General features: G+C 70.9%; 15 protein-coding genes and 1 tRNA gene. 13 read left to right on the top strand and 3 right to left on the bottom strand.

The features are described 5' to 3' along the window. From ACQPXG_RS00900 to ACQPXG_RS00935, 8 genes are all read left to right on the top strand, one after another. A complete protein-coding gene (locus ACQPXG_RS00900) occupies positions 1 to 1320 on the top strand; it encodes a glycosyltransferase 87 family protein (protein WP_433465658.1) in 1320 nt (439 codons plus the stop codon). Next, complete coding sequence (locus ACQPXG_RS00905) at positions 1320 to 1778, top strand: DUF4446 family protein (protein ID WP_433469879.1); 459 nt, start codon at positions 1320 to 1322, stop codon at positions 1776 to 1778. The genes ACQPXG_RS00900 and ACQPXG_RS00905 overlap by 1 nt, the downstream gene beginning before the upstream one ends. 118 nt (positions 1779 to 1896) lie before the next feature. Next, complete coding sequence (gene pheA / locus ACQPXG_RS00910) at positions 1897 to 2835, top strand: prephenate dehydratase (RefSeq protein WP_433465659.1); 939 nt, start codon at positions 1897 to 1899, stop codon at positions 2833 to 2835. Between the two features lie 69 nt (positions 2836 to 2904). Continuing rightward, positions 2905 to 3546: a DsbA family oxidoreductase gene (locus ACQPXG_RS00915; RefSeq protein WP_433465660.1), complete on the top strand. Its 642-nt coding sequence runs from the start codon at positions 2905 to 2907 to the stop codon at positions 3544 to 3546. Between the two features lie 94 nt (positions 3547 to 3640). Continuing rightward, positions 3641 to 5257, top strand: a complete 1617-nt coding sequence (locus tag ACQPXG_RS00920; RefSeq protein WP_433465661.1) for a hypothetical protein — start codon at positions 3641 to 3643, stop codon at positions 5255 to 5257. A gap of 20 nt (positions 5258 to 5277) precedes the next feature. Then, entirely contained in the window at positions 5278 to 6078 is an 801-nt protein-coding gene (locus tag ACQPXG_RS00925) for a class I SAM-dependent methyltransferase (protein WP_433465662.1), read from the top strand. A gap of 52 nt (positions 6079 to 6130) precedes the next feature. Continuing rightward, positions 6131 to 7390, top strand: a complete 1260-nt coding sequence (gene serS / locus ACQPXG_RS00930; protein ID WP_433465663.1) for a serine--tRNA ligase — start codon at positions 6131 to 6133, stop codon at positions 7388 to 7390. Positions 7391 to 7519: 129 nt separating this feature from the next. Then, positions 7520 to 8323: a Cof-type HAD-IIB family hydrolase gene (locus ACQPXG_RS00935; RefSeq protein WP_433465664.1), complete on the top strand. Its 804-nt coding sequence runs from the start codon at positions 7520 to 7522 to the stop codon at positions 8321 to 8323. A gap of 44 nt (positions 8324 to 8367) precedes the next feature. Here ACQPXG_RS00935 and ACQPXG_RS00940 read toward each other — a convergent pair whose 3' ends face one another. Together ACQPXG_RS00940 and ACQPXG_RS00945 are read right to left on the bottom strand one after the other, a co-directional pair. Then, on the bottom strand, positions 8368 to 8898 hold the full coding sequence (locus tag ACQPXG_RS00940) for a bacterial proteasome activator family protein (RefSeq protein ID WP_433465665.1): 531 nt from the start codon (positions 8896 to 8898) through the stop codon (positions 8368 to 8370). Between the two features lie 13 nt (positions 8899 to 8911). Further along, positions 8912 to 9868, bottom strand: a complete 957-nt coding sequence (locus ACQPXG_RS00945) for an NAD(P)H-quinone oxidoreductase (protein WP_433465666.1) — start codon at positions 9866 to 9868, stop codon at positions 8912 to 8914. A gap of 160 nt (positions 9869 to 10028) precedes the next feature. On the opposite strand from ACQPXG_RS00945, the gene ACQPXG_RS00950 reads away from it, so the two are divergent. From ACQPXG_RS00950 to ACQPXG_RS00970, 5 genes are all read left to right on the top strand, one after another. Continuing rightward, positions 10029 to 12524, top strand: a complete 2496-nt coding sequence (locus ACQPXG_RS00950) for an AAA family ATPase (protein ID WP_433465667.1) — start codon at positions 10029 to 10031, stop codon at positions 12522 to 12524. A 22-nt stretch (positions 12525 to 12546) separates the two neighbouring features. Beyond that, a complete protein-coding gene (locus tag ACQPXG_RS00955; RefSeq protein WP_433465668.1) occupies positions 12547 to 12915 on the top strand; it encodes a signal peptidase I in 369 nt (122 codons plus the stop codon). 52 nt (positions 12916 to 12967) lie between these two features. After that, on the top strand, positions 12968 to 13402 hold the full coding sequence (locus tag ACQPXG_RS00960) for a hypothetical protein (RefSeq protein WP_433465669.1): 435 nt from the start codon (positions 12968 to 12970) through the stop codon (positions 13400 to 13402). 76 nt (positions 13403 to 13478) lie between these two features. Next, positions 13479 to 13567, top strand: a tRNA-Ser gene (locus ACQPXG_RS00965). A gap of 136 nt (positions 13568 to 13703) precedes the next feature. After that, positions 13704 to 13880: a hypothetical protein gene (locus tag ACQPXG_RS00970; protein ID WP_433465670.1), complete on the top strand. Its 177-nt coding sequence runs from the start codon at positions 13704 to 13706 to the stop codon at positions 13878 to 13880. A gap of 3 nt (positions 13881 to 13883) precedes the next feature. On the opposite strand, the gene ACQPXG_RS00975 is transcribed toward ACQPXG_RS00970, so the two are convergent. Continuing rightward, entirely contained in the window at positions 13884 to 14636 is a 753-nt protein-coding gene (locus ACQPXG_RS00975; RefSeq protein WP_433465671.1) for a M15 family metallopeptidase, read from the bottom strand. Positions 14637 to 14792 lie beyond the last annotated feature (156 nt).

Below are 14792 nucleotides of genomic sequence, written 5' to 3' on the forward strand. Positions count from 1 at the left end.
ATGGCGCAAGATGTCGGTGAAGCCCGTGCCGGGGCCGCACCCGCCGCCCCGCGGCGGGGCTTCCGCGACCTCCTGATCCTGCTCGCCGGGACCGCCGTGGCCGTGGCCGCCGTCACACCGATCGTCCGGCAGTGGCTCGGAAATCAGCCCGACCAGCGGCTCGTCGACCTTGAGGTTTACCGAGAAGGCGGGCTGGCGGTCCTGCGCGGCGCCCCGCTGTACGACTTCCTCACCCAGCCGCCGCAGCTGCTGCCGTTCACCTACCCGCCGATCGCCGCCGTCCTCGCCGTCCCCTTCACGCTGCTGCCATGGCGCGCCGCCCAATGGGTGTGGACGGGGCTGATCTACGTCTCGCTGGTGATCGTGGTCTGCTACGCCTTCCGCGACCTCATCCGCCGGACGGGACGCTGGGCGCCGCTCACCACCGGCGTCCTCGTCGCGGCGACGGCCTGGCTCGACCCCGTCCGCGACCAGGTCCGGTTCGGGCAGGTCGGGCTGTTCCTGCTCGCCATGTGCCTGGCCGACTGCTGCGCCCGCACGGCCCGCTGGCCGCGCGGCATGCTCGTCGGCCTGGCCCTCGCGATCAAGCTGGTGCCGGGCGTCTTCCTCATCTACTTCCTGATCACCGGGCGGCGGGACGCGCTGGTCAACGCGCTGCTCACCGCCGTCGTGGCCACGCTCGGCGGGTTCGCGCTGCTGCCGTCCGACTCGTCCGGCTACTGGTTCGGAGCGCTGCTGCAGGGCGGCGACCGTACGGGCGCGGTCGACGGCACCACCAACCAGGCGATCCACGGGATCGTCGCCCGCGTGCTGGACGACGGGCCCGCCCGGACGCTGGTGTGGCTCGCCCTCGCCGTGGTCGTCGCATGCGCCGGGTTCGCATGGGCGCGCCGCGCGACCCTCGCCGCGGACGCCGCGGCCGGCGCCGACTCCTACAGCCTCCTCCTCGCCGGGGTCGCGATCGTCGGGCTGCTGTCCGTCGTCCTGTCCCCAGTGGGATGGATTCACCACCTTGTGTGGATGATCGCGGTAGTCGGTGCTTTGGCCGGTGATGGACGGGACACGCGAAGATGTCTTTTCGCGGTCGGGCTCTGGCTGTTGTTCCTGTTCCCGTTGCCCTGGTGGGCGCGGTCCCTGATCGGCCCGAACCACTCCCTGGGCACGGTTTTCGCGGGCCAGGTCCTCCGCGATTCGTTCGGGATCGCCGCCCTCCTGTCGATCCTGGTCCTCGGAACCTGGCTCGTGAAACGGCTCGATCCGGACAACCGCCCGGCAGATCCTTCGCAACCGCAGGTCGGGGTGGGTACGCTCCACCCGTGATGCTTGTCGCGGTGGCCGTCGCGGGTTTGGTCGCCGGGGTCGCGGGGCTGTCCATCGCAGTTGTCGCGCACAACCGGGTGAACCAGGTCGTCGACGAGTGCGGGGAAATGCTCAGGCGCCAACTCCAGGTCGCGAGCGGCTCGGTGGACGAGCGCGCGCTGCGCGACCTCGCCATCGTCCACTACGACGCGCTCAAGGAGATGTCGGGACACCGGTCCTTCTCGCTCGCCCTGATCAACGCGGTGGGGGACGGCGTCGTCGTCAGCTCCATCAACGGACGGACCGAGACGCGCACCTACGCCAAGGCGGTGCACGGCGGGCACGCCGTCGAGACGCTCTCCCCCGAGGAGAACCAGGTCCTGCGCGCGGCGCGGCTCGGCAAGGGCCCCGTCATCTCGATGGACGACCCCCTCCCCGACTTCGGCAACGGCGAACGCACCCACACGGCCCGCGCCTGACCGGGCGCCGCCGGTGTCCTGAAGCCCCGGCTTTACCCGCCGGGAAGTAAACTCGGGTTTCTCGCCTTGCCTCTAGGCGTTTTCCGCACACCCGAAACAGACGCACCCGGGGGACCCCGTGACCGCAGACGACAGGCCAGCGCGCTACGCCTACCTGGGTCCGCGGGGCACCTTCACCGAGGCCGCGCTGCTCACCCTCCCCGGCGCCGCGAGCGCCGAGCACCTCCCGTGCGCGACCGTCCCGGCCGTCCTCGAAGCGCTCCGCGGCGGAGAGGCCGACACCGCCGTCGTCGCCCTGGAGAACTCCGTCGAGGGCTCCGTCCCGACCACGCTGGACGAACTGGCCACCGGCGAACCCCTCCAGATCGTCGGCGAGATCCACCTGCCGGTCTCGTTCGCCCTCCTCGTCCGTCCCGGCACGACGCTGGACGACATCAAGACCGTCGCGTCCCACCCGATCGCGCAGCCGCAGTGCCGCCGCTGGCTCCTGGAGAACGTCCCGGACGCCGAATGGCGCGCCGCGACGTCCAACGCCGAGGCCGCCCAGCACGTCGCCGACGGCCACTACGACGCCGCCCTCGCCGGCTCGTTCGCGGCGCCCCGCTACGGCCTGTCGATCCTCGCCGAGGACATCCACGACGTCGCCGACGCCGTCACCCGCTTCGTCGTCCTGCACCGCCCCTGCACGCCGCCGCCGCCCACCGGCATGGACAAGACGACCGTCGTGGCGTTCATCGGCGAGGACCACCCGGGCGCCCTGCTGGAGATCCTCACCGAGTTCTCCGTCCGCGGCATCAACCTCACGCTGATCCAGTCGCGCCCCACCGGCGCCGGTCTCGGCTCCTACCTTTTCTGGATGGACTTCGAGGGCCACGTCGCCGACGCCCGCGTCGGCGAGGCCCTGATGGGCCTGCGCAGGGTCTGCTCCGACGTCCGTTTCGTCGGCTCCTACAGCCGTGCCGACCAGGTCCGCCCCGAGATCCGCCGCGGCACCCACGACAACGACTTCACCGAAGCCGCCGCCTGGGTGAACGCCATCCGCACCGGCCACGCCTGAGCCCGCTGACGGAAATCAAACGGCACTACGGCTTGTTGCACGATGGACCGTCCCGAGAGAGGTGTCCCCGTGCGCGTTGAGATCTGGACCGATGTCGTCTGCCCATGGTGTTACCTCGGGAAGCGGCAGTTCGAGCAGGCGCTGGACGGGTTCGAACACCGCGACCGGGTCGAGGTGGTCCACCGGGCCTTCCAGCTCGACCCGTCGTTCCCTAGGGGCGAGACCGTGGACGTGGCCGACATGCTCGCGGAGAAGTACGGGATGTCGCGTGACCGCGCCGTCGAGATGAACCGGGAGATGGAGCAGCGCGCCGCCGCGGTCGGCCTGGAGTACCACCTGGAAGGCGGCCGTGCGGGCAACACCGCCGACGCGCATCGGCTGATCTACCTCGCCGGCGAGCGCGGGGTGCAGGACGCGGTCGTGGAAGCCCTTTTCAAGGCCCACTTCACCGACGGCCGTTCGGTGTTCGACCACGACTCCCTGGTGGAGGTCGTAACGGAGGCGGGCCTGGACGCGGCGGAGGCGCGCGACGTGCTCACGTCCGGGAAGTTCGCCGGGGAAGTGGACGCCGAGCACCGTGCGGCGCGGGACATCGGAGCGACGGGCGTGCCCTTCTTCGTCATCGACCGCCGCTACGGCGTCTCGGGCGCCCAGCCCACCGAGACGTTCGCGCAGGTCCTCGACCAGGCATGGGCGGAGGCCGCGAACTGAGAACCGCCGTGACCCAAGCGTGACCGCCGGCGGTCAACCGGTATTGGATCTTGGGCGTCATCTCCATGCCAGTAATTGGTGGAGAGGTCCCCGAATGCGCCGATCTTCAGCCTTGCTCGCCACCGCCGCCGTCACGGCGTCCCTTTTCCTCGTCCCCGGCACCGCCGGCGCCGATGCGACGGGCGTCAGCCTCACCGTCGACTTCGACACGCTCGCCAAGGACCGCGTCGCCAAGCTGACGCTGGGCGCCAAGTCCGCGAGCGGGGTCACCGATGTCCGCGCGAACATGCGCTACCAGACCGCCGACGCGGAGCCCTACGCCACCGTCGAGTTAACGCGGACCAGCGGGACGGACAACGACGGCGTGTGGCAGGCCGAATTCCGCCCGGACGTCGAGGTCCGCCCGGGAGTGACGCGCGTCGAGGTGCTGATCACCACGGCCGACGGCGCCACGTACACGCGCAACAGCGGGTTCTCCGACTGCTACACGACGGTCATCACCGGCTTCTCGAACTCGCCCGGCGTCATCGACATAGAGCACTCCGACGTGACGATGACCGGCCGGGCGATGATCCAGAAGTACCGCGAGGCCCCGCTCGAACCGGCGGCGGGCGCGGCGGTCAGGTTCGGGACGGCCGCCGAGACGACGGCGAGTGCGGACGGCTCCTTCACGCTGAAGACCAGCGGCTTCTCGTCCCCCCACGCCGAGGTCGTCCGGCAGGGGCGGTTCTGCGGCGCGACCGAGGCCGCCTCCCTCACCGTGGACAAGCAGGCCACTCGGATCACCGCCCAGATGACGCCGGCACCGACCGTGGCTCCGTACACGATCGTGGCCGTGAACGGCAGGGTCGTCCGGCAGGGCTCCACCGGCCCCGTCCCCGTCGCCGGCGCCCAGGTCCAGGTCGACGTTCCGGCCGATCTCAAAGACACCGGAGGCAGCACGTCCGTCCAGACCTCGGCGGACGGCACCTTCCACGCCTTCTTCACGGCCGCGCGCGACGCCGGGAAGTCGGGCACCGTGACGGCGCACGTCCAGGACACCGGCTTCCTCACTGGCAGCCAGGTCGGCCTGGGATCGCTGAACATCCGCAACATCACCGAGATCACCGGCTTCAACGCCCACCCCGAACCGCTCGCGTACGGCGATCCGATCATCGCGGAGGGGCGGCTGGACGTCCGGCCCGACTTCACCAACGTCGCGAACCTGCCGGTGTACCTGGAGTACTCCACGGACGCCAAGACCTGGAAGGTCTGGGAGACCCGGACCCTTGCGCGGCCGGGGATCGTCTACTTCACCGGCGACAAGCCGGTCACGAAGGACGCGTACTGGCGCGTCCGGTACCCGGGCAGCGAGCTGAACGCGCCGGCCGTCAGCCAGACCGACCACGTCGACGTCAAGTACCGGACGCAGTGGTCCAACTTCAACGCCTCGTCGGAGCCCGTGAAGAAGGGCGCGACCATCACGGTCAAGGGGCGGCTCTACCGCTTCCGCAGCGTGTCGGGCCCGGGCCCGAACGCGCCCGTCCACGTCTACTTCAAGCGCGCCGGAACGACGACGTACTCGCAGGTCGCCGCCACCAAGACCGACAGCAACGGCTGGTTCGAGAAGACCTTCAAAGCGTCCGTGGACGGCACCTGGATGGCCGTCTACAAGGAGACCTCCGGCTACCTGAGGGCCGAGTCGCCGGGCGACTACGTGGACGTGCGCTGACGTAGGCTGCGATCGTGGTGATGGACTTCGATCTTTACGAGCGGGAGTTGTGGACAGGGCGGGCGTCCGCCTACGAGCGGGGGTTCGCCCATGTCACCCGGTACATGGTCGAGCCGCTGCTGGACGCGGCCGGGGTGACGGACGGGACGCGGTTCCTCGACGTCGGCACGGGGCCCGGGGTCGTCTCGCTGGAGGCGGTCCGGCGGGGCGCGCGGGTGTCGGCCGTCGACGCCGAACCGGGCATGGCGGAGACGGCGCGCCGCAACGTCCCCGGGCTGGACGTGCGGGTCGCCGTCCTGCCTGGCCTGCCGTTCGAGGACGGGACGTTCGACGCGGTCGCCGGCAACTTCGTCATCAACCACGTGGGCGAGCCGGACGTGGCGCTCGGCTCCCTTCGGCGGGTGCTGCGGCCCGGCGCGCGGCTGGCGCTGACCTGCTGGGTGATGCCGGGCCGCGGGGCGCTCGCGATCGTCCGGGAGGCGATCGAGGCGGCCGGGGTGCCCTGGCCGGACGACATTCCCGCGACGCCGTTCATGGAGTACGGCGAGCAGGTGGAGTTCCGGCGGCTGGTCGTGGAGGCCGGGTTCACCGAGGTGGCGGTCGAGGAGGTGACCTGGGAGCACGTCGTCGACCCCGAGGAGTGGTGGGAGACGGGCGCGCTGTCCAGGGTCGGCACGAACGGCGTCATCGTCGGACGGCAGGACGCTCCGACCGTCGCCCGCATCAAGACCGAGTACGACCGGATCATCTCCGGGTACGCGGTGCGGGGCGGCAAGGTCGCGCTGCCCGCGCACGCGCTGCTGGCGAGCGGTGTCCGCTGACACCGGCGATATCCGCGCGCGTAGGCCGGGCCGGGCCGGTAGCCTCGGGTCTGTGATTGACCTGCGAGCTCTTCGAGAGGATCCCGAGCGGCTGCGCGCCTCGCAGCGCGCCCGCGGTGAGGATGACGCCGTCGTCGACAGGCTGCTGGACCTGGACGGGAGGCGCCGCTCGGCGCTGACCTCGTTCGAGCAGCTGAGGGCGGAGCAGAAGAGTTTCGGCAAGTCCGTGTCCAAGGCGAAGGGCGAGGAGCGCGACGCGCTGCTCGTCCGCGCCAAGGAGCTGGCGCAGCAGGTGAAGGAGCGCGAGGCGGAGGCGGACCGCCTCGGCGAGGAACTCGACGCGGTGCTGAAGGGCGTCCCGAACCTGATCGAGGAGGGCGCCCCGCCCGGCGGTGAGCAGGACTTCGTCGTCCTGGAGCACGTCGGCGAGCCGACCGCGTTCGACTTCGAGCCGAAGGACCACCTGGAGCTTGGCGAGCGCCTCGGCGCCATCGACATGGAGCGCGGCGCGAAGGTGTCGGGCGCCCGGTTCTACTACCTGACGGGCGTCGGCGCGCGGCTCCAGTACGCGCTGCTGAACCTCGCCATGGAGCAGGCCGTCGCGAGCGGGTTCGTCCCGATGTACCCGCCCGTGCTGGTGAAGCCGGAGGCGATGGAGGGCACCGGGTTCCTCGGCGCCCACGCCGCCGAGGTGTACCAGCTTCCGCAGGACGAGCTGTACCTGGTGGGCACGTCGGAGGTGCCGCTCGCGGCGTACCACATGAACGAGATCATCGACGAGCTGCCGCGGCGGTACGTGGCGTGGTCGTCGTGCTTCCGCCGCGAGGCCGGCTCCTACGGCAAGGACACCCGCGGCATCATCCGCGTCCACCAGTTCGACAAGGTGGAGATGTTCTCCTACTGCGACCCGGCCGACTCGCACGCCGAGCACCTGCGGCTGCTGGAGTGGGAGAAGGAGATGCTCGCCAAGGTCGAGATCCCGTACCGGGTGATCGACGTGGCGGCGGGCGACCTCGGCTCCAGCGCGGCCCGCAAGTACGACTGCGAGGCGTGGGTGCCGACGCAGAACACCTACCGCGAGGTCACTTCGACGTCGAACTGCACCGAGTTCCAGGCGCGCCGCCTGGCGGTGCGGCACCGCGACGCGGACGGCAGGAACCAGCCGGTAGCGACGCTGAACGGGACGCTGGCGACGACCCGCTGGATGGTCGCGATCCTGGAGAACCACCAGCAGGCCGACGGTTCGGTACGCGTCCCGGAGGCGCTGCAGAAGTTCCTGGGGCAGGAGGTCCTGGAGCCCGTCAAACGCTGAGGATTCGCTGCACGGGGCCCGTCCTGCCCAGGGCGGGCCCTTTCGCTTCCAGGGGCCGAGGGGCCTGGTCGGCGGACGACGTGTCACACGCCTGTCCTAGGGTGTGTCCCATCTGCCCAGGAAGGTGACATGTCCAAGTCTTCGCCGCGCGTGATCGCCACTGACCTCGACGGGACGATCGTACGCTCCGACGGGACGATCTCCGCCCGGACCGTCGCCGCCCTCGCCCGGGTCGAGCGGGCCGGGGCGATGCTCGTCATGGTCACCGGGCGGCCGCCGCGCTGGATGACGGACATCGCCGCGGCCGCCGACCACCGCGGCGTCGCGATCTGCGCCAACGGCGCCGTGCTCTACGACCTGCACACCGAGACCGTCCTGCAGGTCAACGAGATCCCGCCGGACGTGCTCGTGGAGACGATCGGGCGGCTGCGCGGCATCGCGCCGGAGCTGCGGTTCGCGGTGGAGTACCCGACCGAGTTCGTGTTCGAGGCCAGCTACCACCTCGGCCGCTGGGACGCGACGGCGCTCGGCGGCCGTCCCGTCGACGAGGCGGAACTGGTCGCCCGCGGCGGCGCCAAGCTGCTCGCCTTCCACCCGGACGCCGATCCCGACACGCTGTCGGAGAAGGCGGTCCAGGCCGTCGGCGACCTCGTGACCGTGACCCACTCGTCCGGGCGGGGGCTGCTGGAGATGAGCGCGCTCGGCGTCACGAAGGCCAGCGCCCTCGCCGCCCTGTGCACCGGGAAGGGCATCGCGTCCGACGACGTCACCGCCTTCGGCGACATGCCCAACGACCTGCCGATGCTGACCTGGGCCGGCACCTCGTACGGGGTCGCGAACGCCCACCCGCTGGTGCTGGCCGCCGTGACGCACAAGACGTCCCGCAACGACGACGACGGCGTGGCCGAGGTCCTGGAACGCCTTTACCCATAGCGACGGCCGCACCCCCTGCTGCGGGATGCGGCCGTGTCGCGTCTTTACAGGTAGGGGCCGGACGAGCGGTGTCCGGGCTGCTCTTCCTCCGGCATCATCCCGGCGGGCAGGGCGCGGCGCATCTGCTCAAGCTGCGCGCGGGCCGCCATCTGCTGGGCGAACAGCGTCGTCTGGATGCCGTGGAACAGGCCCTCCAGCCATCCGACGAGCTGCGCCTGCGCGATCCGCAGCTCCGACTCGCTCGGCACGACGCCCTCGGTAAAGGGCAGCGACAGCCGTTCCAGCTCCTCGACGAGCTCGGGCGCGAGGCCGTCCTCGAGCTCCTTGATGGACGACTTGTGGATCTCCCGCAGCCGGGCCCGGCTCGCCTCGTCCAGCGGGGCGGCCTTGACCTCCTCCAGCAGCTGCCGGATCATCCCGCCGATCCGCATGACCTTCGCCGGCTGCTCGACCATGTCGGTCACCGACTTGCCCTCGGACTCGCCCTCACCGCCGCCCTCGACGGCGATGCCGTTCGGGCCGAGCACGAGCACCTGAGGTTCCTGTTCAGACTGGTTCTTCGAAGGCTCGCTCATAATTCCCCCATACTCACACGGTCAGCAGGATCTTGCCGACGTGACCGCTTTCTTCGAGCACCTCGTGCGCGCGCGCCGCCTCCGGCATGGGGATCCGCCGGTCGATGACCGGCCGGACCTCGCCCGACTCCAGCAGCGGCCACACGTGCTCCCGGACGCCGGCCACGATCTCCGCCTTCTCCTCCGGCGGACGGGCCCGCAGCGTCGTCGCGTGCACCAGCGCCCGCTTGCGCAGCAGCGCGCCGATGTCCAGCTCCGCCTTCGCGCCGCCCTGGAGCCCGATCACCATCAGCCGGCCGCCGACGGCGAGCGCGTCCACGTTCCGCTTCAGGTACTTGGCGCCGATCAGGTCGAGGATCACGTCGTAGGGGCCGCTCTCGGCGAAGTCGTCCTCGCGGTAGTTCACGGCGACGTCCGCGCCGAGCTCCCGGCACCTCTCGGCCTTCTCCGCGCTGCCCACCGTCGTCACCACCCGAGCGCCGCGCGCCTTGGCCAGCTGGATGGCGAACGTCCCGATGCCGCTGCCGCCGCCGTGCACGAGCAGCGTCTCGCCCTCGCGCAGGCCGCCGAGCGCGAAGACGTTCGACCACACCGTGCACGCGACCTCGGGGAGCCCGGCCGCCTCCACGACGTCCACCCCGCGCGGCACCGGGAGCACCTGTCCCGCGGGGGCCGCGACGCGTTCGGCGTAGCCTCCGCCGCTGAGCAGCGCGCACACCTCGTCCCCGGCGTTCAGGCCGGTCACGTCCGCGCCGACCTCCGCGATCCGCCCGGACACCTCCAGGCCCGGGTACGGGGGAGCGCCCGGCGGCGGATCGTAGAAGCCCATCCGCTGCATGACGTCGGCGCGGTTCACGGCGCTCGCCGCGACCTCTATCAGCACCTCACCGGGCTTCGGCGCCGGATCCGGGACTCGCGCCCACTCCAGGACGTCGGCGCCTCCCGGCTCACGGATCACGATCGCATGCATACCGATCACGCTACCGGCCCCGGGCAACGCGCCTCGGGCTCGGGCAAGGCCGATCTACGCTTGGGATGCGTGGTATTGGCACACCGGTATCCTGCCTGGGGGCCATTTTGCCCGCCTGCACCGTGGTGATCATCAGAGGCGTGCCCGAGGGGGAAGTACGGTGGCGAGGAACGAGCACGACGGGCGCTCCCTGGAGGAGCGGCTGGCCTCTCTGGACGCGATGAGCGGCGACACGTCAGGGCCGTCCCCCGCCCCCGAAGGGGAACAGGCCCCGGAGCAGGAGCCCGCCGAGCAGGAGAACGCGCCGCCCGCGGCCGAGCCGCCGGCCGGGCAGAACACGCCGGACGACCCGGACGACGACTCCTGGTTCGCCGCACCCACCGCCTTCCAGGGCAACCCGGAGGCCGTCACCCCGCCGCAGCCTTCGCAGCCGCCGCAGCCCTCGCCCTCGCCCTACGACGGCGGCCCCATGCCGCAGTCGTTCGACGGCGGAATGCTCCCGCCGCCGTACGCGGGCACGGGCGGCTACCAGGGTTTCGAACAGCCGCAGCCGCCGCAGTCGTCGCCGTACGACGCCAACGGCAACGCGACCCCTCCCTTCGACCAGCTGCCGCCCTACCCCGGCGACCAGTTCAGCCAGGAGAACGCGCTCGGCCAGTCGTACCAGCCGATCGACCCCGCCACGGGCCTGCCCTACCCGCAGGACACCGACGCCTCGGGCCAGCCCTACGTCCCGGTCGACCCGAACACGGGCCGCCCCCTCCCCCCGGACCCGAGCGGCGGCGGCCAGCAGCTCCCGCCCGTCGATCCGAACACAGGTCAGCCGTTCACGCCGGACCCGAACATGGGCGGCCAGCAGTTCCCGCCGTTCGACCCGAATACCGGCCAGCCGTTCGCGCACGACCCGAATGCGGGCGGTCAGCAGTTCCCGCCCGTTGACCCGAACACGGGCCAGCCGTTCGCGCCGGACCCGAGCGCGGGCGGCCAGCAGTACCCGCCCGTTGACCCGAATACCGGCCGGCCGTTCGCGCCGGACCCGAGCGCGGGCGGCCAGCAGTTCCCGCCGCTCGACCCGAACACCGGCCAGTCGTATGCGCAGGATCCGAACATGGGTGGGCAGCCGTACCCGCCGTTCGACCCGAACACCGGCCTGCCCTACGCGGCCGACCCGAACGCGGGCCAGCCGTTCGCGCCGGACCCGAATGCGGGTGGCCAGCAGTTCCCGCCGATGGGCCCGTCCACAGGTCAGCCGTTCGGGCATGACCCGAATGCGGGCGGTCAGCCGTATCCGCCTGTGGACCCGAACACGGGCCAGCCGTTGGCGCCGGATCCGAGTGCGGGTGGTCAGCAGTTCCCGCCGATGGACCCGAACACCGGCCAGCCGTTCGCGGCCGACCCGAACATCGGCGGCCAGCAGTTCCCGCCAGCGGATCCAGGTACGGGTCAGCCGTTCGCGCAGGATCCGAACATGGGTGGGCAGCCGTACCCGCCGTTCGACCCGAACACCGGCCTGCCCTACGCGGCCGACCCGAACGCGGGCGGGCAGCCCCATCCGCCCGTCGATCCGAACACCGGGCAGCCCTACCAGCAGCCTGGGTACGGGTACCCGGCCGGTCCGCCGCAGGACTCGGGGCAGTACCCGCAGGCGCTCAATCAGATGATGCGGCCCGACCATCCGGGCCGGCCGCAGCAACCACCGCATCAGCATCAGCAGCCGCAGAGCACCGACAACCTCAGCTCCGAGAACCTCCTCGGCGAGCGACGTATCGCGCCGTCCTCCGGGTGGCGGCGGGCTGTCTACAAGGCGACCGCCGGGAACATCCATCCGGGTGAGTCGCAGACCGACGTGCGCCGCAAGGACCTGATCGCGCGGGCGCGGACCATCGTGTCGGGCGGGCATCACCGCGTGGCCGTGATGTCGCTGAAGGGCGGCGTCGGCAAGACGACCACGACCACCGGCCTCGGCGCGATGCTCGGTTCGCTGCGCGGCGACCGGGTCATCGCGGTGGACGCGAACCCCGACCGGGGGACGCTGTCGGACAAGGTCCGGCTGGAGACCGCCGCGACCGTCCGGGACCTGCTCAACAACCGCGAGCAGATCCATCGGTACGCCGACGTCCGCGCGTTCACCTCGCAGAACGAGGCGCGCCTGGAGATCCTCGCGTCCGACCGCGACCCGGCGGTCAGCGAAGCGTTCAGCGCCGACGACTACGCCGCCGTCGCCGTCGTGTTGGAGCAGTACTACTCGGTCTGCATCACCGACTGCGGCACCGGCCTTCTGCACTCGGCGATGGCGGGCGTGCTCAGCCTGGCCGACCAGCTCGTCCTGGTCAGCTCCCCGTCGGTGGACGGTGCCCGTTCCGCGAGCGCGACCCTCGACTGGCTGGAGGCGCACGACCACGGCCACCTCGTCCGCAACGGCGTCGTGGTCCTGTCGATGGTCCGCAACCGCACCCGCAGCCAGGTCGACCTGGACAAACTCCAGTCCCACTTCGAGAGCCGCTGCCGCGCCGTCGTCCGCATCCCCTACGACGACCACCTGGAAGAGGGCGCCGAAGTCGAGCTGGAGCAACTCGCCCCCGGGACCCGCGAGGCGTACCTGAATCTCGCCGCCGTGGTCGGCGACGGCTTCGCCTTCCAGCGTCCCCAGTCCTGATCTGCCGCTAGCGTTGCGACCTGTGACCGACGACGACGGTGTGTACGTGGGAAAGGCCGGGCCCGATGCCGCCGGCGATCGCGGATGGCTGCTCGGCCACTTCAAACCGGACGGCGACCTGCGGCAGAGCGACGAGGTCGAGATCAAGTGGGGCGTGCACCCGAAGGGCGAGCGCCGCGCCGAGTGGACGAGCGGGGAGAAGCGCACCGCCCTCCTGGTGCTCATCAGCGGCCGTTTCCGCATGGAGTTCCCCGGCCGGGACGTCGTCCTCAGCGAGCAGGGCGACTACGTCGTGTGGGGACGCGGGGTCGACCACTCGTGGGAGGCCGAGGAGGAGTCGGTCGTCATGACCGTCCGCTGGCCGTCCATCCCCGGCTACCGCGTCCCCTAGGAACCACCCGCGGGCCGGTCGCGTCCCAGCAGCCATGATCGGAAGATCTCGGATGGCACCGGCCGCGGTGTTGCTGGCGCTGTGCGCCGGCTGCTCGTCCTCCTCCAGCGGGCAGATCCTCTGTGCACCGTGCCCGTCTCCGGCGACCGTCTCGGTCACGGGCGTCGACCGGCTCATCGGGGACGGCCGGCACATGCGGGTCTGCGTCGGCGACCAGCCCTGCACCGACTTGCGCGTCCCGCCGAGCGATGCCACGACTGCGCCGCCTTCTTGCGGGACGTTGTCGTGCTCCCTGAACGGCTCCGGCACACTGCAGATCACGCTCAACGAGAGGGACGCTCATTCGCTGGCGGAACAGCCCGTGCGAGTCACCGCATCCAAGAAGGGCGGACGGGACGTGCTGCGAGGGTCGGGGACCATGAGGTTCACCGACGACAAGGGGCCCTGCGCGTGCGATCACGCGCACGCCGACGTCGCGCTGGGGTGAAGACGCGATATGCGGTCGAGGGCAGTGGGGCGCGACCGCTATCGTTGGCGATGGCCGCCACTTCGGCAGGTCACCTGGAGAGTTCGCATAGTGGACTAGTGCAGGCGCCTTGAAAGCGCCCAGGGCTGGGGACAGTCCTCGTGGGTTCGAATCCCACACTCTCCGCTCCGGAGTTGCCAGAGGTGTGACCGCGGAAAGCGCGGCCCGTCACTCCTTCGCCATGCCGCCCAGGGGGACGACCCCCTGGAACCCCCGGTTAAGCGTCCGACTCGGGCAGAAGGCATCCGTTACCCTCTTCGGCATGTCGCAGACACCGCAGACACCGCAGGACCCGGCAGGCACGACGCACCAGTTCCAGAACTTCGCCAACCAGGCGCGGCCGGAGAAGTCCGGGCCGAACGTCGGCATGATCGTCGGCATCGTCGCCGTGGTGGCCGTCGTCGCGATCCTGGTGGTCGCGCTCGCGATGATGATGTGACGCTCAGCGGCCCGACGCGGAGAAGTGCTGATAGTCACGGGCACCGCTCCACGTGCCGCCCCAGCCCCAGCCGATCGAGGCGAACGCCTTGACGACCTTGTCGTCGGCGTGGATCACGCCGGGGTCGTCGTTCTTGCGGTTCCGGTACTTCGCGCAGCTCTTGTGGGCCACGTGCCCGTCCGCGTAGACGTACGGGTTCTGGCACGGGTTGATGTCGACCGCGAAGCCGAACGCGTGCTGGGAGAACGAGCTCGACCCGGTGGCGTTGCGGCAGTTGAACGCCGAGGTGTTGTTCGCCTCGATGGAGTCGAAGTCGCTGCCCTTGTACTTGTCGACCGGCTCCATGCGCTCGATCGGGTAGCGCATCGCGTACAGCTTCCTGAACACCTTGACGAGGTCGCCCGCCGCCCTCGCGTTGACGACGAGCCGCCCGCCGGTGTGCGGCTTGTCGTCCATCCCCCAGTAGGTCATCTCGATCATCCGGAGCCCGGACGGCGCGACGGGGCAGCCGCTCCGCCAGGAATGCTTCAGGTCCCCGGCGGTCACCTTCTTGATGTCGGACTCGAACCCCTGCTTCGTCGGTGTCGCCGAGGGCTTGCTGGGAGTGGGCGATGCGCTCGGCGCAGTCGGCGGTGTCGCCGGCGGCGGCGACTCGCCGGTGTCGTCGGAGCCGCGGCCACATCCGGCCGCCACGATGGGCACGGCCACCAGCATGGCGAGGAAGGTCGCGGTTCGATGAGCCCCTCTACCTGGCATCTTTGCAGCATACGCAGGACGCGGGCTGCTCGTGCCGGGCCGGTGATTCGCTACCGTGCCGTTTGAAGGCGCGCCCGCCGGATAGGGGCCGGGACGGACGGGCCGTGATCCTCATCCATCCGCCGGGCAGGTCGCCCGGTGGCCTCTGGCCCCAGG

Source organism: Spirillospora sp. CA-128828, from assembly GCF_050945415.1.
In the GTDB taxonomy this organism is placed as follows: domain Bacteria; phylum Actinomycetota; class Actinomycetes; order Streptosporangiales; family Streptosporangiaceae; genus Spirillospora.